At 43.5% G+C, this 24,897-nt stretch carries 21 protein-coding genes and 3 pseudogenes; 12 read left to right on the top strand and 12 right to left on the bottom strand.

Annotated features, from left to right (window positions below; genetic code table 11):
- Positions 1 to 11: 11 nt before the first annotated feature.
- Positions 12 to 941, bottom strand: a complete 930-nt coding sequence (locus tag MiAbW_RS14510) for a CoB--CoM heterodisulfide reductase iron-sulfur subunit B family protein (RefSeq protein ID WP_151696687.1) — start codon at positions 939 to 941, stop codon at positions 12 to 14.
- A 292-nt stretch (positions 942 to 1,233) separates the two neighbouring features.
- Positions 1,234 to 1,584: an STAS domain-containing protein gene (locus MiAbW_RS14515; RefSeq protein WP_151696688.1), complete on the bottom strand. Its 351-nt coding sequence runs from the start codon at positions 1,582 to 1,584 to the stop codon at positions 1,234 to 1,236.
- Positions 1,585 to 1,945: 361 nt separating this feature from the next.
- Between MiAbW_RS14515 and MiAbW_RS14520 the strand changes: the two genes are divergently transcribed.
- Positions 1,946 to 2,140 (top strand): hypothetical protein, encoded by a 195-nt coding sequence (locus MiAbW_RS14520; protein WP_151696689.1) that lies wholly within the window; start codon positions 1,946 to 1,948, stop codon positions 2,138 to 2,140.
- A 101-nt stretch (positions 2,141 to 2,241) separates the two neighbouring features.
- Here MiAbW_RS14520 and MiAbW_RS20720 read toward each other — a convergent pair.
- From MiAbW_RS20720 to MiAbW_RS14525, 3 genes and pseudogenes are all read right to left on the bottom strand, one after another.
- Positions 2,242 to 2,392: pseudogene (locus MiAbW_RS20720) on the bottom strand (ISNCY family transposase); the annotation flags it as partial.
- 92 nt (positions 2,393 to 2,484) lie between these two features.
- A pseudogene (locus MiAbW_RS20725) lies at positions 2,485 to 2,694 on the bottom strand (ISNCY family transposase); the annotation flags it as partial.
- A 208-nt stretch (positions 2,695 to 2,902) separates the two neighbouring features.
- Positions 2,903 to 3,775, bottom strand: coding sequence for an FkbM family methyltransferase (locus MiAbW_RS14525; protein WP_151696690.1), 873 nt, complete (start codon positions 3,773 to 3,775; stop codon positions 2,903 to 2,905).
- Positions 3,776 to 4,112: 337 nt separating this feature from the next.
- On the opposite strand from MiAbW_RS14525, the gene MiAbW_RS14530 reads away from it, so the two are divergent.
- A complete protein-coding gene (locus tag MiAbW_RS14530) occupies positions 4,113 to 5,912 on the top strand; it encodes an acyl-CoA dehydrogenase family protein (protein ID WP_151696691.1) in 1,800 nt (599 codons plus the stop codon).
- Positions 5,890 to 6,252, top strand: coding sequence for an acyl carrier protein (locus MiAbW_RS14535; RefSeq protein ID WP_151696692.1), 363 nt, complete (start codon positions 5,890 to 5,892; stop codon positions 6,250 to 6,252). The genes MiAbW_RS14530 and MiAbW_RS14535 overlap by 23 nt, the downstream gene beginning before the upstream one ends.
- Positions 6,253 to 6,373: 121 nt before the next feature.
- Here MiAbW_RS14535 and MiAbW_RS14540 read toward each other — a convergent pair whose 3' ends face one another.
- The 3 genes from MiAbW_RS14540 to MiAbW_RS14555 form a co-directional block, all read right to left on the bottom strand.
- Positions 6,374 to 6,997, bottom strand: a complete 624-nt coding sequence (locus MiAbW_RS14540; RefSeq protein WP_052277060.1) for a cytochrome c oxidase subunit 3 — start codon at positions 6,995 to 6,997, stop codon at positions 6,374 to 6,376.
- Positions 6,998 to 7,145: 148 nt separating this feature from the next.
- Positions 7,146 to 8,822 carry a cytochrome c oxidase subunit I gene (gene ctaD / locus MiAbW_RS14550; protein ID WP_151696693.1) on the bottom strand — a complete coding sequence of 559 codons (1,677 nt, stop codon included), beginning with the start codon at positions 8,820 to 8,822 and terminating at the stop codon, positions 7,146 to 7,148.
- 38 nt (positions 8,823 to 8,860) lie between these two features.
- Positions 8,861 to 9,817: a cytochrome c oxidase subunit II gene (locus tag MiAbW_RS14555; protein WP_151696694.1), complete on the bottom strand. Its 957-nt coding sequence runs from the start codon at positions 9,815 to 9,817 to the stop codon at positions 8,861 to 8,863.
- Positions 9,818 to 10,131: 314 nt separating this feature from the next.
- Between MiAbW_RS14555 and MiAbW_RS14560 the strand changes: the two genes are divergently transcribed.
- Together MiAbW_RS14560 and MiAbW_RS14565 are read left to right on the top strand one after the other, a co-directional pair.
- On the top strand, positions 10,132 to 11,043 hold the full coding sequence (locus MiAbW_RS14560; RefSeq protein WP_151696695.1) for a COX15/CtaA family protein: 912 nt from the start codon (positions 10,132 to 10,134) through the stop codon (positions 11,041 to 11,043).
- Between the two features lie 111 nt (positions 11,044 to 11,154).
- Positions 11,155 to 12,105: a heme o synthase gene (locus MiAbW_RS14565; RefSeq protein ID WP_151696696.1), complete on the top strand. Its 951-nt coding sequence runs from the start codon at positions 11,155 to 11,157 to the stop codon at positions 12,103 to 12,105.
- A 201-nt stretch (positions 12,106 to 12,306) separates the two neighbouring features.
- On the opposite strand, the gene dnaA is transcribed toward MiAbW_RS14565, so the two are convergent.
- On the bottom strand, positions 12,307 to 13,641 hold the full coding sequence (gene dnaA / locus MiAbW_RS14570; RefSeq protein WP_151696697.1) for a chromosomal replication initiator protein DnaA: 1,335 nt from the start codon (positions 13,639 to 13,641) through the stop codon (positions 12,307 to 12,309).
- Positions 13,642 to 13,725: 84 nt separating this feature from the next.
- Here dnaA and MiAbW_RS14575 point away from each other — a divergent pair.
- The 6 genes and pseudogenes from MiAbW_RS14575 to MiAbW_RS14605 all read left to right on the top strand — a co-directional run.
- Positions 13,726 to 14,182 (top strand): annotated as a pseudogene (locus MiAbW_RS14575) (peptide deformylase); the annotation flags it as partial.
- A 1,196-nt stretch (positions 14,183 to 15,378) separates the two neighbouring features.
- Positions 15,379 to 15,888 carry an inorganic diphosphatase gene (locus tag MiAbW_RS14585; RefSeq protein WP_151696698.1) on the top strand — a complete coding sequence of 170 codons (510 nt, stop codon included), beginning with the start codon at positions 15,379 to 15,381 and terminating at the stop codon, positions 15,886 to 15,888.
- 108 nt (positions 15,889 to 15,996) lie between these two features.
- Complete coding sequence (locus MiAbW_RS14590; protein WP_151696699.1) at positions 15,997 to 16,680, top strand: N-acetylmannosamine-6-phosphate 2-epimerase; 684 nt, start codon at positions 15,997 to 15,999, stop codon at positions 16,678 to 16,680.
- Positions 16,681 to 17,090: 410 nt separating this feature from the next.
- A complete protein-coding gene (locus MiAbW_RS14595) occupies positions 17,091 to 19,292 on the top strand; it encodes a PhoX family protein (protein ID WP_151696700.1) in 2,202 nt (733 codons plus the stop codon).
- 297 nt (positions 19,293 to 19,589) lie between these two features.
- The gene (locus MiAbW_RS14600) at positions 19,590 to 20,456 is read left to right on the top strand and encodes a response regulator (RefSeq protein ID WP_151696701.1); all 867 of its coding nucleotides are present in this window, start codon (positions 19,590 to 19,592) and stop codon (positions 20,454 to 20,456) included.
- Entirely contained in the window at positions 20,453 to 20,743 is a 291-nt protein-coding gene (locus MiAbW_RS14605) for a circadian clock KaiB family protein (protein WP_002752661.1), read from the top strand. The genes MiAbW_RS14600 and MiAbW_RS14605 overlap by 4 nt, the downstream gene beginning before the upstream one ends.
- Positions 20,744 to 20,803: 60 nt before the next feature.
- On the opposite strand, the gene MiAbW_RS14610 is transcribed toward MiAbW_RS14605, so the two are convergent.
- The 3 genes from MiAbW_RS14610 to raf1 all read right to left on the bottom strand — a co-directional run bounded on the left by MiAbW_RS14610 (position 20,804) and on the right by raf1 (position 23,672).
- Positions 20,804 to 21,427: a type I restriction endonuclease subunit R gene (locus tag MiAbW_RS14610; protein WP_151696702.1), complete on the bottom strand. Its 624-nt coding sequence runs from the start codon at positions 21,425 to 21,427 to the stop codon at positions 20,804 to 20,806.
- A gap of 5 nt (positions 21,428 to 21,432) precedes the next feature.
- Positions 21,433 to 22,470 carry a polysaccharide pyruvyl transferase CsaB gene (csaB, locus tag MiAbW_RS14615; RefSeq protein WP_151696703.1) on the bottom strand — a complete coding sequence of 346 codons (1,038 nt, stop codon included), beginning with the start codon at positions 22,468 to 22,470 and terminating at the stop codon, positions 21,433 to 21,435.
- A gap of 122 nt (positions 22,471 to 22,592) precedes the next feature.
- The gene (gene raf1 / locus MiAbW_RS14620; protein WP_151696704.1) at positions 22,593 to 23,672 is read right to left on the bottom strand and encodes a RuBisCO accumulation factor 1; all 1,080 of its coding nucleotides are present in this window, start codon (positions 23,670 to 23,672) and stop codon (positions 22,593 to 22,595) included.
- Positions 23,673 to 23,885: 213 nt separating this feature from the next.
- Between raf1 and MiAbW_RS14625 the strand changes: the two genes are divergently transcribed.
- The gene (locus MiAbW_RS14625) at positions 23,886 to 24,686 is read left to right on the top strand and encodes a carbon dioxide-concentrating mechanism protein (protein WP_002787918.1); all 801 of its coding nucleotides are present in this window, start codon (positions 23,886 to 23,888) and stop codon (positions 24,684 to 24,686) included.
- Positions 24,687 to 24,897 lie beyond the last annotated feature (211 nt).

Below are 24,897 nucleotides of genomic sequence, written 5' to 3' on the forward strand. Positions count from 1 at the left end.
CTGATTGAGTTCTAAAACCCCAATTTCTTTAAAAGGGATTTCGTTGAAACGATGTGTCGATCTAATCCTAAACGATCGGGACTCACTCCCACCGCTAAGGCGACTAATTGGGAAAAATGTAATACAGGTAAACCTAAACTTCGATCGATCACTTTTGCCACTTCCGGTTGTCGGGAATCAAGATTAAGATGGCATAAAGGACAAGGGGTGACTAAACAATCGGCCCCCGCTGCCATGGCCTCTAAAATGTGTTTTCCTGCCATTTGGAACGATTGGGTGGTGGCATAACTGGACAGGGGCCAACCACAGCATTGAGTGCGTCCTTGATAATAAATCGGATTGGCCCCCACGGTCCGAAAGACATTTTCTAGGGATTCCGGCTGAAAAGGATTATCGTAGGGGAGAGTATCCTGGGCCCGAAGGAGATAACAACCATAAAAACCGGCACAATTTAAGCCTGATAAGGGACGAACCACCTTGGCCGCCAGATTATCTAGGCCATAATCGCCGACAATTGCCCAGAGTAGGTGCTTAACCGTCGTCGTACCTTGGTAGGGGGAACAATGTTCTTTCTGTAAATAATTATTAACTTCCTCGACATAATTGGGATTATTATGCTTTGCTTCCTTCAAGCGCTCATCCACATGACCGATCACCCCTTGACAGGTGCTACAGTGAGTCAACAGGGGTAAATTGAGGGCTTCCGCTAGGGCAATATTGCGCGCATTGACGGCATCTTCCAACAGTTGCGAATCTTCCTTATAGGTTCCCGAACCACAACAGGCAGCTTTTTTGAGTTCGACTAAATTAATCCCCAAAGCTTCCGTCAGGGCTGCCGTGGATAAATATAGTTCCCGACAGGCACCTTGGGCGACACAACCGGGAAAATAAGCATACTGGAGATTGTTGACTGTCATGGATTCTAGGAAATTACTACTCATTGCCTATCTACCATCTTGCCCCCCTTCCCCTCTGTCATCACTAAAGTCATGGAATTTCTTAACAGACAGTCTTTTGTTATCTGCTCGGAACAGGTGTATGGTAGTTTGTCCCTAGAAATAATATCCAAAAAGGAGGAGAGCCATCTCAACATTATAATAGCTCTCCTTGAGAAAAATTGTTGTCCTGAAGAATCGATCTTGTAAATGGGAATCTTCCCAGTCAAGAGGTGATTTACGGGTAGAATTCAGATTATAGCCAAGAAATTAGGGCGAGAAACGCTATTTTGTCGGCTTACGCCGCTTGGGGGATGTTGATGACAGTATCAAAGTCAGCACGGCTAGGGAAAATCGAGAGAACCCGGTCGAGTTGGGTTAATTCAAAGATAATCTTGACTGAAGGTGGAATAGAACAGATATTGAAGGATTTTTCTTGACTTTGAGCCAGACGAAAGGCGGCAACTAAAGCCATTAATCCAGCGCTGTCGAGGAATTCCACCCTACTCATATCCACGAGAAAAGTGATAGAGCTACTCTGGTTAACCAGATTGGTGAGCTGCTCTTGAAATTCTAGGACGTTAGCGGCGGTAATATAGCCGTTTGGCTCAAATAGAGCAATTTCCGGGACTTTTACAGGACTTTTCATGGCTGGGCTTTGAAATTCATAAAATGTACTTTTTAACTGGAAATCAGATACCGCTATTATGTCCTAACTTTCTGATTTTGTAACCTTGGTCTTGACCAATTTTCTCTCTCCCGAGCAAGATTAATCTTTTTTAAATCTTTCCCCCTGTAGGAAGGAACCACTTTTAGGTTAACCTTGTAGTCTGGGCAGTAAAGAGGAACAGTCATCAAGGCTTACTAGGGCGAACACTAGGGAAAAGTCGTTAGGTTTAAGCTCTAATCCCGAATGACTGATGATGACCCAAAATCCTACTGGTATTTTTGCTAGAATAAAGTAAAGCAAGATACAGAAAATAGATTTATTGAACTAGAGTAAGAAAATTGTGGATACCCAGCCGACTATCCGCCAATTAGTGGAACAAGCCCTATATTATCGTCAAATCACGCCAGAAATCGAGAACGGAATTAATGAACTACTCGGTCGTCTTGGCTATGTTTCGGATGTGGATTATGAGGCCCTAGAGTTACTCATGGATGAAATGGATGAAGGCCGGATAAATCTGGTTCCGCGTCGGTAACTTCAGTTATTAGGGGTCGAGAATGGGTAGTGATTTTATTGTAGTGTTGATAGCTCAAACCTTGGCTAATTGGGCATTAATAGAAGCCAATAATTTCCCCTTGTTCTTCTATCAATTGCCAGCCAAATATACAGCTTTATCGTCTTATAAAAAACCAAAGACCACATTTCACCACACTCTATAATTAATTGGCCTTTTGATTTTTCAGCCAACTTTTACTTGATGCGGGACAGCCGCCAATTTATTGTTAACCCTGAGCTACGTCGAAGGGTTAACGTCTCGACTTCGCTCGACGTTGACGTAATTTTCTAACCATGACCAACCGAGTAAGAGTTGATCAATTAATTGTTTGGTATCGGGAGAGATAGTTTTATTAGTGGGATTGATCACAAACGGTTGACCAAATTCTTGACATTGACCTTTGGGTTTACCATTATGAATAGAACCATTCTTGATAGTATGGTGAGAACCACAACCCCAGACAAGTAAATACAGGCGAGGGGGTGATTTTGTTCTGTGCTAGGCTGATATTTGAGTAAGCCAGAATCAAGATATTTATCGAAAAAGTCATGATCAAGCTAGAGGTTTAAGGACTGATTTGATCCAATTATTTTTATTAATAAATATTTGACTCAATTCATACCACACAAGCAACAAGGCTCACCAATACTACCAAATCATTACAGTAAATCCCTACAGATAAGTATTTTAGCTATTGTCAGCTTTCCACACTCAGTATTTTTGCTTTCACTGAGATGCCCCCTAGACATCTTTTAGCTCTTCAAACCTCGACAAGAGCCTATTAGGAACCAAGAAAATCATTTTAATATGACAGTTTGTCGGTTTTGTTTCAATCTTCATGAATTTTGGTCGCAAATTATCTCCCCCCTCATCCTTAGATTTGACGAAAGCAAAACAGGTAAATTCAATAGATTTAATAAATTCAAGAAGCTTATTTGTTGGATAAATTTCCGACAAGACCAAAGGTTGATCTCGAATTAGAAGATTTTTACCGCCTATTAGTATATCGAAGTCTGCTCCCTCAGCATCTGTTTTGATACAGGAAACACTTAGTAATGGATAATCAGACATCAATTGGTCTAAAGTATTTACCTTGACTGTCACCTTGTTCTCTTGGGGACTATGCCTGACCAGGGAATTTAGTTCAGGCATTGAGTTCAAATTAAGATCCATAGTGCCAGGCTCAGAAAAAAGTGCTTCTTCTAGAACATGACAATTTTGAAACTGGGAAAGATTTCTCTTTAAGTGTTCAACCATTCTCGGATCGGGTTCAAAGGCATAAACCTGATTAGATAAAGGAGCAGCCAGTAAACTGTAATAACCAATATTAGCTCCAACATCAATAAAGTCTTTATTAATATCTAAGAAACGATGAAGGATAATTTCAGAGCCCCAATCTAACTTGCTTCCCTTAAGGAAAATTTCTGTTCCGAATCGACTATCGTAGGGCAGAATCATTTCTACATTATTAAATAGAACCATTTTCTGATTGAGCTTGGTTATTTTATAAAATGCTCGTACTACATAGCGGTATAGGAAATCCCAGCCACCAATCTCTCGAACCAATCCAAGAAAATAATTGAACTTATGCAAATAAGTAGTTTCTGTAAACATATACTCTCACTTCAAGTTAGCCATGGCGGCATTTAAATATTAATCATACCCCTCCCCGCAGTCTAGCAGCCGCCTCCATCCTACTATCCCACCTGCATAGGTCTCACACCCCCTTAACTCAGGCGGTTTAATCACCTCAATTGGGGCATAATTACCGCAGAGGGTAGTCTAGCGCCCTACCCAAGTGGGTTGTAGCACATTTAAGGTAAAGGGTAAATTAAGAATTGTTGCCATTGTACGGCCAAACGTCTAGAATGGTCATTAATTTTTGTGCATGGTCGGGTCTTCTAACCGAAGGCATTGACAAAAAACACATTGTATCTGTCCTAGAGGCACTATGAAAAAGCTTAAGCAATACTGGACTGCTGAAGCACTGGAAAAAGACTTAGGCGATCCTCTCAATCCCGATAACCCTCTATCCTACAAGCGGGTGATCGAAATTGATGAGAGCGAAGAATTTCCCCACGAGGAAATTCGCTGGTTATACGACTGGAAACTCCAACACTACTACATTCCCACGGATTGCGGCGGTGAATTTACCTCTTTTGAGGAATTTGTCGCTTTTGTGCGGGTACTTTCCCGACGGGATCAAACTATCGGCATCGCTTTTACTACCCTATTCTGGTCGTTTTTAAACTGGATGGCGGGAACCCCAGAACAGAAACAGAAGCTCGCCCGTTTTATCATGGATGACTATGGAGCGATGTGTCTGGGTTACTCGGAAAAGGAACACGGCAGCGATCTGATCAATGGTGATCTGACTGCGACGAAGGTAGAAGGAGGTTATATTCTCAATGGGGAGAAATGGCCGATTAACCGGGCGACTATCTCTGGAGTTTCCTTTATTTTGGCGAAAACCGATGCTAACGGCGGGCCGAAGTGTTTAACCCTATTTATGGTCGATAAACGGCAATTAGACCCCGAAAAATACTATAATTTGCCGAAAATATACACCCATGGCGTGCGCGCCTCGGATATGAGTGGCATTGGTTTTAAGGATTGTTTCGTCCCCGATTCCATGCGTTTACGGGAGGAGGGAGACGGTTTAGAATTAGCCCTGAAAGGTTTCCAGATTACCCGAATGTTGTGCGCTGCTTTTTCCCACGGGGCAGCCGATACCGCTGTAAGAACTACCCTCAGTTTTGCCGTTAATCGGGTAATTTATAACAAAACTGTGATGGATTTGCCCCAACCCCGGCGCACTCTCGTGGATGCTTTCCTTGACATCCTCATTTGTGATTGCGAGACGATTCCGGCCGCGAGAGGTTTTCATATTATCCCCGAACAGTTTAGCGTCTGGGCTTCGGTGGTAAAATATTTTGTTACCGTCCGTCTGGAGGAGATGGTTAATAGTGTTTATGTGGTCTTGGGATCGCGTTTTTATATGCGAGAAGAACACGAATTCGGCATCTTCCAGAAGTTACTGCGGGATAATTCGATTATCAGTATGTTTGACGGCAGTTCGATCGTCAATCTTCATGCTTTAATCCTACAATTGCGTCCTTTAACCAAATATCGGGCTAAACGCAACTCGCGCACCATGTCGGCGTTAAAAAGCCGTTTAGAGGCGATTTTTAGCCTAGAAAAGTCGGTTCCTCCCTTTGAACCCAATAATTTACAATTATTTGGCCGGGGAATGGATGATTCGCTGCAAGGTTTAGAGATTGCCCTTGATATGCTGGAGGGATTGAAAGATTCTCAGGAGGTGGACCCGGAAGTATTAGAAAATCTATTGATGTTGAGTAATTTAGTTTTAGAGGAACTAAATGCTCACGATGAACAGATTAGTCAATCGAAATTCGAGTATGGTCACGACCAATCACCCGAATTGTTCGAGATTGCCAAGAAATACTGTACTTTACACGCCGCTTCTGCTTGTTTACACACTTGGCTTTATAATCGTTCCATCTTGGGTGAATTTTTTGCCCGGGGGGAATGGTTGGTGTTGAGTTTACACCGATTACTGCGAACTCTCCGGCCGCTGCCTTACACTCTGTCTGAGGTATATGTAGAAAATGTTGCCCAAGAATTGCTGAAATTATATCGAGAAAATCAACATTTTTCGATCGCACCTTTTCAATTAGCCCCTTCACAAACTACCGAGGAAAAAACCCATGAACTCCAGCTCCAATCTTAATAATCTCGTACAAAATTGGTTAGTCAAACAGTTAGCCGATCAGTTGTCTTTAGATGCAAAAACGATTAATGTGACTGAACCTTTAACCCGTTATGGTTTAGATTCGATCGATGCGGTAACGATGGTGGGTGATCTAGAAGATTGGGTTGGTCAAGAGTTACCTTCTACCCTTTTCTGGGATCATTCCACTATTGAAAAAGCGTCTCTTTTCCTAGTAGAAAACTACGATCTTTCTAATCTTTCTTGTGAGGAAACCCCCGCAGAAGTTGCCCCCGTCGCTGAAAAAGCCGAACCAGCCGTTAGTGGTGGCAAAGGTTGGAGTTTATTCGGTCGTCGTTAATTATCGGTTAAAGCTTTTCTCATAAAGATGAAGTATAATCTATGGGATAACTGCGGTAAATTGAAATATACAAAAAAGGGCGATCAAGCGATCGCCCTTTTCTCCTACTAAATAACAAAAATTATCTCAAGAGATACACCAGTAAAAACAGGATAATCCAGACCACATCGACGAAATGCCAGTATAATTCTGCTGCTTCCACACCAAAATGAGATTGACTAGAATAGTGGTCTTTTTGACGAGAACGCCAGAGGACAGATAGAATTAGCACTAAACCAAAAGTAACGTGGAGACCGTGGAATCCGGTTAAGGCATAAAAAGCGCTGGTGAAAACATTAGTTGTCAGACCGAATTCAGCGTGATAATATTCGTATCCTTGACCACAAAGGAAGATAATTCCCATCAGGGCAGTAATGCCAAACCACAATTGTAAACCAGCATTATTGTTTTGTTTAATCGCCTTTTGTCCTATGTGCATAACAAAACTACTGGACACCAGAATAATCGTGTTAATTGTCGGTAGAGTTAACTCTAATTCTGGCGTGCCGGCGGGGGGCCAAACGGGTAACATGGTACGATAGAACAAGAAAGCGGCAAATAAGCCTAAAAAGATGGAACTTTCCGCCACTAGAAACAAAACCACACCGAATAAGCGATGATCTGGGTGGCCATGATGTCCGTGTTCCACCGTTTCCTGATGATAATTGACAGAGAGTTGAGAATCTTCGAGCGTTGAACCTTGCATAATTGAATATCCTTAGTTTACACGGGAGACGGGGAGTGAGGAGATGGGGGGATAGGGATTTAGGGGGATAGGGTGATAGGGAAATTTCAGCTAAATTCCTCACTACCCCACTACCCCAACACCTAACCCCAGGGCTAATCCTCCCTAATTATTGGGATTCAGCGCCCACTTCAGCGAGGAGATCTTGTACTGATTCCGCTGCTTCTGATTCTTCCATATCAATACCGTAATCGTAGGGGCCGGACCAAAGAATCGGCATTTCCTCGAAATTCTCGATAATTGGGGGAGAGGAGGTTTGCCATTCTAGGGTTAAAGCGCGCCAAGGATTACGGCCGGCGGGTTGACCTTTAAAGGCACTCCAGACCATATTAATAGCGAAGGGAATACTCGATATACCGAGAATATAAGCCCCTGCGGTACTAAGAACATTTAAATCCTGAAACTGCACATCATACAGGGCAATACGACGGTTCATACCCAATAATCCCAATTCGTGCATCGGCATGAAAGTTAAATTCAAACCGATAAAAGTGAGAACAAAGTGGATACGACCGAGAGTTTCGTTATACATCCGTCCGGTCATTTTCGGGAACCAATGGTAAACGGCAGAAAATAGGGCCATTGCCGTACCACCAAATAGTACATAATGGAAGTGACCGACGACAAAATAGGTATCGTGGACATGAATATCGAAGGGAACGGAAGCCAACATAATCCCAGTCAAACCACCGATGAGGAAAGAAGACAGGAAACCGATCCCAAATAATAAAGACGTATTGAGACTCAGTTTACCCCCCCAAAGAGTGGCACACCAACTAAAGATTTTAATGCCCGTGGGAACGGCGATTAACATAGTTGCCGCCATGAAAAACATCCGTAACCAGCCGGGGGTGCCGCTGGTGAACATATGGTGGGCCCAAACGATTAAACCCAAGAAACAGATGGTGAGACTAGAATAGGCGATCGCTCGATAACCAAAAATCGGTTTGCGGGCGTGAACCGGTAATATCTCCGAGATCGTGCCGAAAAAGGGCAAAATCATGATATAAACGGCAGGATGGGAGTAAAACCAGAACATATGCTGATAAACCACCGGATCGCCGCCGCCGGCAGGGTTAAAAAAGCTCGTGCCAGCGATTAAATCAAAGGACAAGAGAACGAGAGCAGAAGCGAGAACGGGGGTGGAAAGCAGTACCAGAGTCGAGGTGGCCAGCATTGCCCAACAAAATAGCGGCATACTGTACAAATCCATCTCAGGAATCCGCATTTTCAGGATCGTGGTGATGAAATTAATCGAGCCTAAAATCGAAGAAGTCCCGATCAATAAAAGGCTCAAAATCCACAATTCTTCGCCCCATTTGCCGCTAATTAAGCTCAAAGGTGGATAGGAAGTCCAACCGGACTGGGGTGCGCCGACAAAGAAACTGGATAATAATAGCAGCCCGCCGGGGGGATTAAGCCAGAAAGCCACAGCGTTAAGACGAGGAAAAGCCATATCTTCGGCCCCAATCATCAGGGGAATCAGATAATTGGCAAAACCCGCCCCAACCGGAACGATCCAAAGAAAGATCATGATCGTTCCGTGCATGGTCATGAATTGGTTATATAGTTCTGGGGAGACGAAATCGGGGTCGGGAGTGGCTAATTCTGTCCGCAGCACTTCCGCGAAAGCACCGCCAATAAAGAAGAAAAGAAAGGCAGTCACCAGATATTGAATACCGATGACTTTATGATCGGTGCAGAAAGTAAAGTAATCGGTCCACTTGCGGTGATGGATCACCTCGGGAACGGTTGCTGGGGTGGTTATTTCCGTTGATGCTGTCATAATACCAAGATTTTAGATGACAAGAAAAATTACATTTGCTACTGATGGGCAACTTGGGCGAGGATTTCAGCGTCGATGCCCATTTCTTCGGTGTAGGGGGTCAAATATTGACTATCAGAGCGATCTTTAGTGGTCATGGCTACAGTTCGATCGCTGTCAACTTCGGCGATCGTGTTGTCCTGCACCCATTGGTCGTAATCGGCTTGGGAGTGAACCACAAAGCTAGATTTCATACCGCCGTGATAGGCCCCGCAAAGTTCCGCACAAATGATCGGATATTGACCAATTTGGTTGGATGTGAACGATAACACCGTTTCCTGTCCGGGGATAACATCCTGTTTTAGACGCAATTGGGGAACCCAGAAAGCATGGATCACATCTCCCGCTTCCATATTCAGTTGCACGGGGCGATTGACGGGGGCGTGGAGTTCCCCAGAAACAATGCCAGTTTCGGGATAGGTGAAGATCCAAGCGTATTGAATACCTTTAACATTGACCACTAGGGGGGGAACTCCTTCACCATCGTAGGAATTGCCGATACCTAGGGCTACTCTGCGATCGCCGCCTAGGGCCATCATCGTGCCGTGGTGATGACCGTGGTGGGCGATTTCTCCTTTGCCACCCTTGGAAATCAAGGGATCGAGACCGCCAATATTGTTATAAATCTCGAAGCTATAGACGGCAAGGATAAAAACGATTACCGTCGGGATGGCTGTCCAGAAGATTTCTAGGGGGACATTGCCCTCCACTGCTGGCCCGTCGGTTTGATCCCCCGGTTTGCGGCGAAAGCGAATCACTATATAGACAATCACGCCTTCAACTATTAAAAATAGTCCCGTGGCGATGGTCATCATCAGATTAAAGATATTATCTATCTCCTGAGCATCTTCGGAAGCGGCCACAGGCATTAAGCCATGATTTTGGCCATACCAGAGACTAATTAAGGTTAAGGTGATCCCGAGTACGAGCGTCAGGATACTGCTGGGAATTTTCACGGTCTTTTCAATATTTTTAATAGTGGCTACTTATTCAAGGCTAAAACATGATTCCCCTATAGATGGGAAATTTAACCAGCATCTTCTGAGAATTTCATCTTTTCTTTGGGATCGTTTTCAGGGAAAGTATTTTAAATAACTAATTTTTATATCTTATTCTGAGTTTATGTAAACAAATGTAACGGAAATGGACAGAAATCTAAAGAATATCTAAAAGGTTTTACCTGTCGTAAAAAAACTCATTCACAGTGATAACTAACTGGCAAACAAAGCCATGATCTTTGATGACAGACTCCTTGAGAACAGGCAAACCGATGACCGAATCTGTTTTTAACCCGACACCCCTAAGAGAAACCGGCAATATTCAGGTGTGGATGCGCCGCTTAGTCTGGAAAATTGTGATCGCAACTTTCGCCCTCATGGTGGTGGGCGCTGCCACCAGAGTTATGAACGCCGGTTTAGCTTGTCCCGATTGGCCTCTCTGTTACGGTCAATGGATTCCCAGTCAGCAGATGAATCTACAGGTATTTCTGGAGTGGTTTCACCGTCTCGATGCCTCTTTGATCGGGTTTAGTACGATCGCTCTCGTCGGTCTGTCTTGGTGGTATCGTCGCCATCTTCCTACTTGGCTGTTCCCCTCTGCGATCGCTGCCTTGGCTTTAATTCTCCTGCAAGGAGTACTGGGAGGATTAACCGTCACCCAATTACTGCGATTTGACATCGTAACCGCCCATTTAGCCACAGCTTTGCTCTTTTTTGCCACCCTAATCGTCATTGCTATCGGTCTGACTCCCTACCGTGGCACAGGTACAGTCGGGAAACTAACCGGGATGGGAATGGTCGCCACTGGTCTAGTTTATCTGCAATGTCTTCTCGGCGGTCTTGTCGGTTCCCGTTGGGCTGCCCATCAGTGTTTAACGGTTTCGCAACTCTGCACGGTGATGAATAGCCACATTATCGGGGTTTTTCCCGCCACTATCTCGGTTTTCACCCTAGTTTTCTTCGCTTGGCGAGCTGCCGCTATCCATCCTCTCCTCAAAAAACTAGCTTTTAGCGCCGGCGGATTAGTCGCCCTACAGGTGTTTTTAGGCGTTGCCACCCTGAAACTGCATCTCCAGGTGGAACCCTTAACTATTACCCACCACAGCATCGGTGCGCTATTGGTGGGAACCCTCGTCGCTTTTACCACTTTCGCCCTTCGCGATCGTTCTTTCGCTCCTAAGTAACTAGACACAATTAATTGCACATATCTAACCACCTATTGCCTATTGCCCATCCTAACCAAGAAGTTAATTTTGTCCCATTACTTATAAGCCATCTCTAAGGATTTAATCACGATGACTGGAACTCAAGCCCTTCGCCACCACGATAATTTTTTACAAGTCGCTAAAAGTTATTATCAACTCACTAAACCCCGAATTATTCCTCTACTGCTGATTACCACGGCCGCTTCTATGGAAATCGCCTCTAAAGGTCAGGTTTCCCCTCTCTTACTCTTTCTTACCCTCCTCGGTGGCACTCTCGCCGCCGCCGCCGCTCAAACTTTAAACTGCATCTATGATCGCGACATCGATCACACCATGCTTCGCACCCGCGCCCGTCCTATTCCCTCCGGTCGCGTGCAACCCCTCCACGCCCTCATTTTTGCCCTCGTTTTAGCCTCCCTTTCCCTAGCACTTTTTGTCTTTTTTGTCAATACTTTGAGCGGATTTTTAGCAATGACCGGCATCGCATTTTATATGCTGATTTATACCCATCTGCTCAAGCGTCATAGTATCCAAAATATTGTTATCGGTGGCGCAGCCGGCTCGATTCCTCCCCTCGTCGGTTGGGCGGCAGTAACGGGTGATCTCGGTTGGATTCCCTGGATTTTATTCGCCATTATTTTCCTCTGGACTCCTCCTCATTTTTGGGCTTTGGCTTTAATGATCAAGGATGATTATGCGGAAGTGGATATCCCGATGATGCCCGTAGTTAAAGGGGAAGAAGCCACTAGCGATCAGATTTGGCTCTATACTTTAATCGTCGTTCCTTTCACTTTCCTCCTGATTTATCCCTTGGCTGCCTGTGGTGTGGTTTATGGTGTAGCGGCTTTATTTTTAGGGTTTGTTTTCCTGAAAAAAGCTTGGCAATTAAAACAGAATCCTTTTGATCGGGACATGGCTCGATCGCTGTTTAAATATTCCATTCTTTACATGATGTTATTATGTACAGCTATGGTGATCGATAGTTTACCCATGACCTCTCGTATCCTCGCTACAATTGCCAGTTTATTCCCCTGTAGTTAATCTCAGTTATCAGTTATCAGTTATCAGTTATCAGATGTGAGTTTTCAGTTATCAGTTATCAGATGTGAGTTATCAGATGTGAGTTTTCAGATGTGAGTTTTCAGATGTGAGTTTTCAGTTCACTGAAAATACTTCCCGTCTCCCCATCTCCCCTGCTCACCACTTCCCAATTCATAATTCATTATTCATCATTCCCCCCGACTACTGATTGCGACTGAGGGAGTTAATTCGCTCGATTAGTTGGGCTAAGATTTCTTGTAATTGTCGGTCTTGATGTTGGGAAAGGTTGATTTTATCACAGCTATAAATAACGGTGGTGTGATCTTTACCGCCAAATTCTTCGCCAATGCGCGGTAAGCTTAAATCCGTGTGTTGACGCATCAAATACATCCCAATCTGTCGGGCAAAACTAATTTCTCGTCGGCGGGAATTTCCCTTTAGATCAGCGATCGAGAGTTGAAATTTTTCCGCTACTACCGCCATAATAATCTCAGGAGAAGTGGCAATTTTGGCCATTGGTGGATTTAAAACCGGCGCAATATTTTCTACCGTCATCGGCAATCCGGAGATAGAAATATAAGTAGTAGCCCGGATTAATGCCCCCTCTAATTCGCGAATATTAGAAGTATAATTAACGGCAATATATTCGATAACTTCTCTTGGGAGACGCAGATTTTCATACTCGGCCTTTTTTTGTAAAATTGCCATGCGAGTTTCGATATCCGGTGCTTGGATATCGGCGACTAATCCCATAGAAAAGCGAGAAATTAAACGATCCTGTAAACTGGGAATCTGTTTAGGGAGGCGATCGGAGGCTAAAACCACCTGTTTTCCCGCTTCGTGCAGGGTATTAAAGGTATGAAAAAATTCTTCTTGAGTGTATTCTTTTCCTTCAATAAATTGCAGATCATCCACTAATAATATATCGGCATGGCGATAATGATTACGAAAACTTTCCATACTATCTTGACGGATAGCGGTGATTAAATCATTCGTAAATTGTTCCGTCGATACATAAAAAACCCTGGATTGAGGATATAATTCTAGACGATAATGACCGATCGCTTGCATTAAATGGGTTTTACCTAATCCCACCCCACCACAGAGAAAAAGCGGGTTAAATTCGCGTCCGGGTAATTCCGCCACCGCTAAAGCAGCCGCGTGGGCCATGCGATTAGTTGGCCCGACAACAAAACGGGAAAAATTATATTTAGGGTTAAGTTGATTACTGGGTGATAATTCTGATTCTAAGCTAGTGTGAGGCTGGAAAATAGCGATCGAATCGCCCTGTTGTGCCGTTAGTTGAATCTCGACGGGATAACCGACGATATCCTCCACCACTTCGGCAATTGTTGACAGATAATTTTTCTGAAGATGGTTAAGAATAAAAGGATTGGCAGCCTGAATTACTAAGCGATCATTGTGCCATTCTTTAACCGTCGCTGTTTGAAACCAAGTCTCAAAAGCGGGACGGGTTAATAGTAATTTTAGACGATCTAGGAGATTATGCCAAAGTTGTTGGGTGCTGCTATCCACGGTTAATTTTGATTAACAAAGTTGCTCTAGTGCTGCTGCGGGGAAACCTTATCAGTTTAGCGAGATTTTTCCCCTGAAGATAAAATGATTTTCAGAGGGAAACAATTAATCTTTAGACAGATGACACAAGTTTTAACAATTACCCAATTAGGAAATCTAATTCTACAGCAAAAAGCACCAGCGATCGATAATCTTCTCGATTCTGACCGTCAAAATTTGATCGATTCCCTGATTACCACCGTGCCAGCTGCTCACAAGGTGGGAATCGCCGCACCCCAATTTGTCCAGTCTCTGCCTCTGTTTATCCTTGCTTCTCTCCCCAATCCTCGTTATCCCGACGCTCCGATCATGCCACCTACTGCCATGATTAATCCGCGTATTTTGCGGGTCAGCGAGGAAATGGTCAAGGGTTGGGAAGGTTGGCTCAGTGTCCCCAATTGGCGCGGTTTTGTCCCCCGTCATCAGTGGATTTCCTGACCATTGCGATCGCAATGGTCAGGAAATCCGTCAATTTTTCAGCGATTTTGTTGCGTGCATCTATAGCGTTTCCTGTTTGCAAGAGGTACATGACCGGTGATTAAAAGCTTAATCAACGAAGGTTTAACTGTGCCACATAGGTGTGAGAAACGCTATATATTGGTGATAGATTAACCCCACTTGCGCTGATCGCCCTCTCTGACTGGGAAGGACAAATCAAGGCTTGAGGATACCTTGCTGGTCTCTGGAGCCCGGCTTATGGGGAGATTAGCTAACCAATTGTCTCTAAACTCAGATAATTTTAAGAACAGGTCATTGTCTATTGGGATAAATAAGCAAAAAATCGATATTTTGGTTAAATAGGCTACATTAACGGGCTGCTTTCTATCGTAAGCTCGAAGTTAAGACATAAAGTCAATATCACCCTCCGATTGCAATGAAAAAATGTTTGGATCGCTTAATATTTAAGCCTTTCAGACATTTTTTTTGTGGATTGATTAGTAAACAACCTGATTTCGCGATCGGACAAGGAAGCTGTGCTTGCACCCACAATGTAACAGGGATGAACATCAACAGACCATGATCTGGAGAGAGCCTCAAGAAAAGTATCAGAGTGAACTCCTGGAAAAAAATGGGTAAAATATAATTAGTAAGTAGGTAGGTGTTAAAAATTGTCAGAATCCCCCGCCGATAGGTGGGGGCTCAAAGGCAAAATCTATCTTCTATTTGATTAGAACCACTTACTCAGAGAGAATATTGCTGTTAATGTTTCGCTTTCTAACGGGACATTAAGCAAGCCCAAGGGCAAAAAATAGCAGTAATTTGCTAAAAGCTCAAGGCAGATAGCTGACTGCTCTATATATCTCTCGTATTCTTTACTTGTCGAGTTCAACACGACCCCTTTATGGAATCAAGCAACCCGTCAGGGAAGACTTCCGAACCTCCTAGTCATAGGTGGGCCAATTTACTCGGAACCATGATCGCAATTCTGACCCTAACGTTACCCTTGTTAGCGATTGGATACAACTCCACGCCTAACTATACCGAAGAACCCCTTACCGGTAACACATCCTACTCCCTAACGAGGCAAATGAGGTGACAGAATTGAGATAGGCGATTGCCAAGATAAAATTTTTTTTCTTCGTCCCGATCCCCCTTATGGGTAGAATTTGGATCGGAGTCAATCAAAGTGTGTTTTAATTTTGCTTGCGCTTTTAGGTGACTCTAAAGGCGCTATTGTCTTGTATTTGGAGAAAGCTTGTGGATTTATCGCGCATTCCTGCTCAACCGAAACCCGGTTTAATTAACGTTTTAGTGGAAATTCCCGCCGGCAGTAAGAATAAGTACGAGTTTGATAAGGATTTAAACGCCTTTGCTCTCGATCGCGTTCTCTATTCTTCGGTACAATATCCCTGTGATTATGGTTTTGTTCCCAATACCCTCGCCGATGACGGCGATCCTTTAGATGGTATGGTGATCATGGATCAGCCTACTTTTCCCGGCTGTGTGATTACGGCGCGTCCCATTGGTATGTTAGAAATGATCGATGGTGGTGATCGCGATGAAAAAATTCTCTGTGTTCCCGCCAAAGATCCCCGTTATGCAGAGGTAAAATCTCTCAAAGATGTCTCTCCCCATCGCTTGGAGGAAATCGCCGAGTTTTTCAAAACCTATAAAAATCTAGAGAAAAAAGTCACAGAAATTCTCGGTTGGAAAGATGTGGACGCAGTAAATGCTTTAGTTGAACAGTGTATTGCTGCCTATAAGTAATCTAAGTCCAAAATCAGTTATCAGTAATCAGTGATTAGATTTGAGTTTTTTCACTGATTACTGTTTACTATTCACTGTTCACTGACAATACTCCCCACACCCCAATTTATGAGAATAGAAACCTTAAAATCGGGTTTAATCGTCTCCTGTCAAGCACCAGTAGAGTCATCTCTGCACGATCCTATAATTATTGCTGCCATGGCTCATGCTTGCGTGGATAGGGGTGCTTGTGGGGTAAGAATTGATAGTCCCGCTCATCTGAAAGCTACCCGTCAACAATTGCCGGATATACCGATAATTGGACTCTGGAAACGCAATTATCGCGATTGTTTGGTATATATTACTCCCAAATATCAAGATGCTCTCGCCATTGCCGATGCGGGTGCCGATATAATTGCCTTGGATGCTACCCCAAGAAAGCGTCCTAATGATGAAAATTTAGCCACAATTATCGATCACATTCATCGGGAAACTGGTAAATTAGTCATGGCAGATATAGACTCGATCGAAAGTGCTATTTATGCCGTGGCAGCTGGTGCTGATATTGTCGGTACAACTCTTTACGGTTACACAGAAGCCACTAAAAATCTGCATCCGCCGAGTTTTTCTTTCCTAGAAGAATTGGTTAATAAGTTATCAGTTCCTGTTATCTGTGAAGGAGGAATATCGACTCCAAAAGAAGCAAAAAAAGCACTAGAAGTTGGCGCATATTCCGTAGTTGTTGGCACGGCAATTACAGGGATTGATTTAAAAACTACCGCTTTTTTACAAGGAATTTTATCAAAAGATTAATAAGAGAGAAAAACCCAAAAAGTTTAGCCGCACCTCCTAAAAATAGCGACAAACAAAGCGATTATTCAGTTATCAGTTATCAGATTTTATTTTTAATTGTGCAGTATGGATTAAGTGAGCAGTATTAAATGGCAGTTTTCTGCTGTCTTTGCACTGTTTACTGTTTACTGTTTACTGATTAACGCCAGTTCGGTTTAAGGTAATTTTGCCATAACTTCCACGAAAGAATAGGAGTTTCAGGCTACGGTAGCATCAGGGTTTTAGCTTATCCCGAACTGAGGTTGATTACTTTTAACTGGCTGTTAACTTAGTCATAACTTGGATACTTTATAATCCCTATGTCAAGTATCCGTAATAAAATTTAACCTAATCAAGGTCAGAACAGCAGTTTTGACTTTATTCCTGAAAATATGAGTATTTCTCGCCGTAATTTCCTCACCTTTTTAACTGCCACTGCCGGTGTCTCTTTTTTCAGTCTGCAAGAGAAAAAATATTCCTCTCTGATTAGCAGTCCTGCGATCGCTGCTAATAGTTTCGGCTTAAACTTTGCCCCAGTCAAACTGCCGATTCCCTTAAAAATTGACGGTATGAGCGATGAAAGCCAAAAAAATGCCTATCAAACCTATAAAGTCCTAGATGATCTCGTCCTTCCTCCAGGATTCACCTATGATGTGCTGGCACAGTGGGGGGATAAAGTGGGTGATTCCCGTTTCGGTTATAACAATGATTATCTATCTTTTATCGAAACCAGTCCGGGTCAAGGTTATCTAACCGTTAATTTTGAATATATCAGTGGTCGTACTTGGCTACAAACCTTTGAACAAGTGATTGGTAAAACCCTACCCGTCAAGGAATTACGGGAAAAAACCAACGAAAAGGGTGAAATTGCCGCCTATCGCCTGCAAGATGCCAGCTTAAGGGCAAAAATTGAGGAAATATCCCTAGAAGGCTTAATTGATCAGGGAATTGGCGTAATTTCCCTGGGGAAAGATGCAACGGGAAAATGGCAACGTACCCATAGTAAAGCCGATCGCCGCATTACTGGTATTTCTGGACTAAAGGACGGTCATTACCTGAAAGCGACCGGCCCTGCTGTAGCAATTTTTACCAAAACCGATAAACTTGGCTACGATGACGGATTAGGGGCAAAAATTATCGGAACGTTTCAAAATTGTGCTGGGGGAACAACGCCTTGGGGGACAGTATTTAGTGCCGAGGAAAACTTTCAAGACCAAGTGACCGAGGTAGTGTTAAAAGATGGTTCCTCTTTGCATCCAGATACTACTCCCTTTATTCTCAATAGTTGGGAAGTGGATGGCCGGGGTAACGTTTTCGGGTTAGCGGGAAATAAATACGGTTGGATGGTGGAGGTGGATCCGGCCAATCCTGACGATTATGGCACAAAACACACTTGGTTAGGGCGTTTTCGCCATGAAGCGGTCGCTTTTCTCGCTCAAACGGGGCAACCCTTGACGGTTTATTCAGGATGCGATCGCAGAGGCGGTCATGTCTATAAATTCGTTTCCGAGGGCAAAATTAGCGATATTAAAGACAAAAATAACTCAAAACTCCTAGAAAAAGGAATGCTCTACGGGGCGAAATTCAACCCCGATAAAACCGGTTATTGGATACCTTTAAATCCCGACACGCAGATAAATCCCGTCCTACCGAGTCAAATTGCCGCTAGTCGCGGGGATGGGGTAGTAGCTTTACCGAATCCCGAAAGAACGGTCAATGAGACTAAATTACTGCTATTTAAGGACGATGAGGAGATTCTAGCCTACAAAGCTAAATATAAGACCCTCGCAGACCTGTATGAAGGTAATGGGACGGAAAAACAGGGGGCAATTCTCATCGATGCTCATTTTGCCGCTAACGCCGTTGGTGTCACTTGTACTGGTCGTCCGGAAGATACGGAAGTGGACGAGAATGGCACTTTATATATAACCTTTACCTCTGGTAGTCCCAGTGAAACGGAGGGAGGGGCTGATAAAGAGATATTTAATGGACCAAATGGTGAAATCCCCTACGAATTTGGTTGGATTATCAGCTTAAGGGAAGATAATAACGATGCTGCTTCCTTAAGTTTTCGTTGGGATGTGGTCGCTTACGGAGGGGAACCGACAGAGAAGGGTGCGGGTTTTTCTAATCCCGATAACCTCGCTTTCGATCAACAGGGAAATCTCTGGATGGTTAGCGATATTTCCACGGGTGGGTTAAATCGAGAGATGAAAACTCGTTATCCCCAAGGGGTTCCAGTTAGTCAACGGGATTTATTGGGGATTTTTGGCAATAATAGCGCTTGGGTGTTTGCCAAGGGTCAAGAGCATCCCTATCCTTTTGCTATCGCTCCCATGGATGCGGAATTAACGGGATTGTACTTTACTCCCGACCAAGAGACGTTATTTTTGGCAGTACAACATCCGGGGGAAGCGGGGGGAATTCGTCGGGATTTGGCCTTTGAAAACCGTAAATTTGCCATTAAAACCACTCATGGGCAGGAATTTGAACAAATACGACAAGTACCCCTAGGGTCGAATTGGCCCAGTGGTCAAGTTAATCAACCTCCCCGGCCGGCAGTGGTGGCAATTCGCCGAATTGAGTCAAAATAGGAGAAGGGAAATGGGAGCGGGAATAAGAAAGAAATAGATTATTTTCTTCAGGTATAAAAGCGATTTTTCCAGAAAAATCGTTAAATTAAGGACTTTAAGAGCGATTTCGCCCTTAGGCTCTGACTTTTGCAGGAGATAAGCTAAGACGCATTTTAACCACCTATCCTTTTATTGTTACCCCTTGCCCCTTGCCTCATCAAGCAATTTAAGTGCGCGGGCAGCTTTCCTTGAGTTTTCCAAAGATGGGCTTACTATGAGAGTAGGGGAAAAAAAGATAATTTTAGCGATCGATTAACAATGACCAGGGATCTCTGTAGAATTTTATTGATAGAGGATGAGCCGACGACTGTTAAATTAATCCAGAGATTGCTGTTAAAGGCCCCCCAATGTTCCCTGGCTGGGGGGTTGACTTTTACCCTCACCCAAGCTCAGGATCTACAGGAAACTGCTGAAAAACTGGCAGGGGAGAAATTCGATCTCATCCTCTTAAGCTTGGAAATCTCTGTCCCCCCCGGTTTAAATATCCTAGTCAAAACCAGAGAATTAGCCTCTACTATACCGATAGTGGTTCAAACTACTAGCAATGATGAGAAATTAGTCGTTAAAGCCTTTCAACTGGGTGCTGACGGTTATATTCAGTTAAATAATATCGATAGTAGTCTTTTAGTCTATCAAATTCGTGTGGCGATCGAGCGTCAGCAATATATTCTCAATCTTAAACATCAACAACAGGAAGAGGAATTTCGCGAACTGGAACAGTTAATCAAGGGAGGACAAACTAGCATCACGGCGAAAATGTTCGGTTCTGAGGCAATAAGGCAGAGTATTCCCGATATTTTTCAAGAATTAGTCCAAAATTACGGAGATTTATTAGATTTAGCTTTAGAAGAACAAGTATACAAAGTGGAACATAATCTATCGGAACGACTGCGAAGCTTGGCCGATAAGTTAGGATTCTTAAAAGCTAGTCCTCGCGATGTGGTGGACATTCATACTACCACCCTACGCCAAAAAAATCAGGATGTCACCCTGGCCAAAGCGCAGGCCTACGTTAGCGAAGGTCGTCTCATGGTTTTGGAATTGATGGGTTATCTCGTCTCTTTCTATCGTAAATACTATATCGGTCTCAGCAACATTAAACTGTTCAATAACACGCAATCATGAGTCAATATCTTCTCAAACTCTACATTATGGGTGATTCCAGTAAATCCCAGAGGGCGATCGCCAATATTTTTCGTATCTGTCGCGAGGAGTTGTCGGATCTTTATACGGTAGAAATAATTGATGTTCTCGAACAGCCCCAATTAGCGGAACAGGATAAAATTCTCGTAACTCCTACTTTAGTCAAACAACTTCCCCCACCCCTACAAAGAATTATCGGCGATATGTCCAATACTCAAAAGGTTCTCCTCGGTTTGGATGTTATTCCCAAAGACTCCCATCTCAATTAGGATTTACCCAAAAATTCTTCTGGTTAGGTTTTTTCTCGCTAATAAGCTCTAATCTTGATTTTATTTGATCGCCTCAGCGATATGTTTTAAAATCTGCAAAACCCTATATAGTTCTTCTCTGGAAATAAAGGGAGCAAATACCCTAGATAGGGCATAATGATGGACATTAGCTCTCAATTTGACCAATAAAATATCATCTCCATTGGTGACAAGGGCAAAGCTAGGTTTTTCCGTCCGGGGATTAGCCATCAAATAGGCTAAAGTTTGCGGTAAGGCAGTCCAAACCGATAAGGCGGTTTTTTTGGATTCTAGAATTACCACCCAAAACTGATTTAACCAGACTAACACATCAATTCTACCCGATAGTATTTCTTCCCCATCATCGATGGTTAAGCTTACCGATTCCTCTGCGCATACTCGAAAAGGCGGATCGTAAAAACCCGCAATCGCTAGTAAGGGAGAAACTAACAATAAGGTCACGGTTCCTTCTAATAACTGTCCCGCCGATCTTTGGTATAAATACCTTTGTCTTAGTTCATCTAAACTCTTTTTTTCATGGCTAGATAGGGCTAGTAAATCACTTTGCCATTCGGGAAAAAATGCCCTATCTTCTGTTAAGGAGAGATTAAATCTTGTCTCAGCTAGGGCAATAGTCGTGATAGCATCAGTAATAGCACTCGACATAAAAATTAGCTCACCAATCTAGATAAAACTTCTCGATGAATTAAAGCTCGATCGATTAAAAAATGTTTGCGATCGCTGGTTAATCCATCTCCATTGGCATAAAAATTAATCCAAGTGTTACTAATATCATTAACTGCCTCTGGTAACTGATCTAATTCCCAACCCGGCATCGGGACTTCGGCAATTAATCGCGACACTTTCGGATCATAACTAAGGGCAAAGCAACGACAATCTTCTGCTGCGGCCATAATCAAACTATGAAAGCGCATTCCGATCACCATTTCTACCCCGCGAAATAAGCCTTTTAACTGTCTCGGATCCTCTAAACTAATGATTTGATAATTTTCCCTCAATTGACGTGCTACAGCTTCACAGAGGGGCAAATCCCGCGACTTTTGAAAAGGGACTAGGAGAATAAACGCCCCCGTACTGGTTTGTAAATCAATTAAAGCTTGGGTTAATTTATCTAATTTTGCCGGGGTTAATAGGGGATGGGGACGTAAATTGACGGCGATTCTTGGGGCGGGTAAATCCGATAATCCCTTGACTGATTGAGCGTCTAAAGCCCATACTGGATCGGGGGCAACAATGGGACTAATACCCCAATCAGCAACTAAATGAGCCGATATATCATCGCGCACAGTAACTAAACTACATTGTTGTAAGACTTTTTTGGTTAACCAACGGGTAAAAGGTCTATTTAATGGTCCTATTCCTTGCCCCCAAGCAATAGTTTTTAAGCCCAATAATTGAGCAAGAGCCATTAACCCACCGTAGTACATTGGACTGGCAAAACTGGTGACATCCTGCATTAAACTGCCACCACCCCAGATAAATATATCGGCTTTTTTAAGAGTTTGAAAAACTTGCCACCAATCCCGACTAGGACAGGTTTCCACTCCATAACGTTGACTGGTTTCTCTGGGATTATTTGACAAAACAATAGGTTTAATTTCTGACGGCAACATCTGCAATAGAGACACTAATAATGCCTCATCTCCTCCGTTTCCTCTCCCATAATATCCACAAATTACTGCACGCATATATTCAGTTATCAGTTGTCAGTTATTAGCTAGAAAAAGGCAAAAGGCAAAAGGCAAAAGGCAAAAGTAGGTTGAATTTGTCTCCTGTCTCCTTTGTCCGCTTTCTTACTTTTTACTTGTCCCTAGTCGTCCATTTGCCAGGGTTCGGTGATGTTTTTTTCATCAAGGATATTTTTGGCTCTTAAAATCAAGATCAATTCACCTAGTATGGTGACATCGGGGGAACTATCAAACCATTGTAAAAAGACAGAATTATCTCTCTCCACTAGATAATAATTGTTCACATCCCATTCGGCAAAAACTCGATCGATCACTAATAACACTTCCTCGGATCTGGTGGCAATCGATCGAGGTAATTGATCACTAGGCCATAAAATAGCTACAGGATCGATCGCCTTGAGAATTGCTTGCCAACCGGGGAGAGGCACAATCGTTTGTTTATCCCCCACCGTTACCAATCTAAAAGGTTCCTCGACGCTCAAACTTTCTGTGCATTTTATATCAGTTACCGTCACCGGAAATCTTCCTACTAAAGGAATAATTCTGGCTAATTCGTCCTCATCCTGTAAACGATGGACGGGCAGCAACGGTGCGCTACGGGTGGGAGTAACGGTAAAATCTTGTAGTAAAGACTCGATCGCCTGTCTGGCCGAGTCAGAATGGGCAAATCTCAAACCTTTAGCGATTAATTTCGCTCTTTCGGCTAAATCTCGCTTTTGTTTGCCCCGTTTCCAACATTGGTAAGCGATCGCATCTCCAGGATGACGGGTAAATTCACTGGGAATCTGGGATAAACGGGAAAAATCTTGGATAGCTTTGGCGATATCGTGTGCTTCAGCCACCTCAATCCTTTTTTCTGCCGCTAATTTCGCTGCTCCCAGTCTTTGTTCTTGGTTGAGAATCCGTAATTCGTATAGCACATCACTGCGCGGCCCGATGTAGTAACTTAATAAATCTTCATCTGCCCCCGCTTTGATTAAACTCTCAAAAACTTGGGCAGCGACAATAATTAAATTTTGTTGGGCATTTTGAAACCCGGTTTGTTCAAAAATTAACTGGGAATCGTAGCCAGCTTTTTGCAGTTTTTGACATTTTTGCCCCCAATTCACCCAATTTCCTTCCTTATGAAGCAGCGATCGCATTAATTCGGTCGCTTCCGTTTCGCTGATTCGATCATCTGTACTGCGAGGCTGTTCTGTCATAGACAACTTGGTCAAGCTACAATAACTAAAATTTATCTAATCCCTCAAAAATCTTCAATAGCAATTAAGGTTAACAGGATAGACTAGATAGTAACAGGATAGCTGACAATCACCCCCTTCGTACCTGTTAGGGCAAGTTTATCTTCAATGTCTAGATTAAGAGTTAATGGAAGCATTCCCCCCTCGTCCACAACTAACCCCAGTCAAAGGACGATGAAAACCAAGCGTCACCCCAAAGATAGCGCCTTGGGTTTAGTCTCTACCCTCAGCTTTCCAGCGATCGTCGGGACGGCGGATATGATGCTAAAATCCGCAGAAGTTACCCTCGTGGGTTACGAAAAAATTGGCGGTGGTCACTGTACGGCGATCGTGCGTGGTAATATTGCCGATGTGCGTTTAGCAGTGGAAGAAGGGGCAAAAACCGCCGCACAGTTCGGACAATTGGTATCTAAATCGGTTATTCCCCGACCGATGCCCAATTTAGAGGTAATTTTCCCAATTGGTAGCCGTTTAGCCGAAATTGCCCAAAGTCAACGGGGTTTCAGCAAACTGAGCAATATGTCGATCGGTCTCTTGGAAACCAGGGGTTTTCCTGCTATGGTAGGGGCTGCCGATGCTATGTTAAAATCGGCCGATGTGCAGTTAGCTTCCTACGAAACAATTGGGGATGGTTTGTGTACGGCCATTATCCGGGGTTCCGTCGCTAATGTGGCCGTGGCAATTGATGCAGGAATGCGGGAAGCAGAGAAAATCGGTGAACTGCACGCGGTGATGATTATTCCCCGTTTATTGGAAGATTTAGAACATACCCTACCGGTGGCCAGCTACTGGTTAGAAACTCCCGAACCTTTACCGATGTTGTTACCCAATACTGTCCGGGAAAAACAACGGGAATTAGTCGCTTTACCAGAATTGGAAAAAACTAAAATACCAATTCGTCGCCAAGAAATGCAGGAAAAAGTGTTAGAAGAAGTGATTCCCGTGGAAGTTATCATCGATGAGGACAGTTATTAATTTTTATTTTCAGCTTTGCTCCTGTGCTGCTAAAAGTACAGGAGCAAAAGGTTGAATTAGAGTTTGCGGCAAAAAGTTTGTTACGGGAGCAAGTCAAAGCTGAAGAACAAATAAACTACTTGACAAAAGCATCAATTGGGTATGGGATAGAGAAAAGAGTAGGGAAAAGACAAAAATGACTCCAGAGCAACAACAAGAACTTAACCAACAT

The sequence above is a fragment of the Microcystis aeruginosa NIES-4325 genome (assembly GCF_008974145.1).
In the GTDB taxonomy this organism is placed as follows: domain Bacteria; phylum Cyanobacteriota; class Cyanobacteriia; order Cyanobacteriales; family Microcystaceae; genus Microcystis; species Microcystis aeruginosa_G.

Excerpts from the sequence above, each read along its gene's own strand:
- MiAbW_RS14595 (WP_151696700.1), top strand. The coding sequence starts at position 17,091 with ATGAGTATTTCTCGCCGTAATTTCCTCACCTTTTTAACTGCCACTGCC.
- MiAbW_RS14525 (WP_151696690.1), bottom strand. The coding sequence starts at position 3,775 with ATGTTTACAGAAACTACTTATTTGCATAAGTTCAATTATTTTCTTGGA.
- MiAbW_RS14530 (WP_151696691.1), top strand. The coding sequence starts at position 4,113 with ATGAAAAAGCTTAAGCAATACTGGACTGCTGAAGCACTGGAAAAAGAC.
- csaB (WP_151696703.1), bottom strand. The coding sequence starts at position 22,470 with ATGCGTGCAGTAATTTGTGGATATTATGGGAGAGGAAACGGAGGAGAT.
- raf1 (WP_151696704.1), bottom strand. The coding sequence starts at position 23,672 with ATGACAGAACAGCCTCGCAGTACAGATGATCGAATCAGCGAAACGGAA.
- MiAbW_RS14610 (WP_151696702.1), bottom strand. The coding sequence starts at position 21,427 with ATGTCGAGTGCTATTACTGATGCTATCACGACTATTGCCCTAGCTGAG.
- MiAbW_RS14560 (WP_151696695.1), top strand. The coding sequence starts at position 10,132 with ATGACCGAATCTGTTTTTAACCCGACACCCCTAAGAGAAACCGGCAAT.
- MiAbW_RS14605 (WP_002752661.1), top strand. The coding sequence starts at position 20,453 with ATGAGTCAATATCTTCTCAAACTCTACATTATGGGTGATTCCAGTAAA.
- MiAbW_RS14515 (WP_151696688.1), bottom strand. The coding sequence starts at position 1,584 with ATGAAAAGTCCTGTAAAAGTCCCGGAAATTGCTCTATTTGAGCCAAAC.
- MiAbW_RS14600 (WP_151696701.1), top strand. The coding sequence starts at position 19,590 with ATGACCAGGGATCTCTGTAGAATTTTATTGATAGAGGATGAGCCGACG.
- MiAbW_RS14590 (WP_151696699.1), top strand. The coding sequence starts at position 15,997 with ATGAGAATAGAAACCTTAAAATCGGGTTTAATCGTCTCCTGTCAAGCA.
- MiAbW_RS14535 (WP_151696692.1), top strand. The coding sequence starts at position 5,890 with ATGAACTCCAGCTCCAATCTTAATAATCTCGTACAAAATTGGTTAGTC.
- MiAbW_RS14565 (WP_151696696.1), top strand. The coding sequence starts at position 11,155 with ATGACTGGAACTCAAGCCCTTCGCCACCACGATAATTTTTTACAAGTC.
- MiAbW_RS14625 (WP_002787918.1), top strand. The coding sequence starts at position 23,886 with ATGAAAACCAAGCGTCACCCCAAAGATAGCGCCTTGGGTTTAGTCTCT.
- ctaD (WP_151696693.1), bottom strand. The coding sequence starts at position 8,822 with ATGACAGCATCAACGGAAATAACCACCCCAGCAACCGTTCCCGAGGTG.
- MiAbW_RS14510 (WP_151696687.1), bottom strand. The coding sequence starts at position 941 with ATGAGTAGTAATTTCCTAGAATCCATGACAGTCAACAATCTCCAGTAT.
- MiAbW_RS14540 (WP_052277060.1), bottom strand. The coding sequence starts at position 6,997 with ATGCAAGGTTCAACGCTCGAAGATTCTCAACTCTCTGTCAATTATCAT.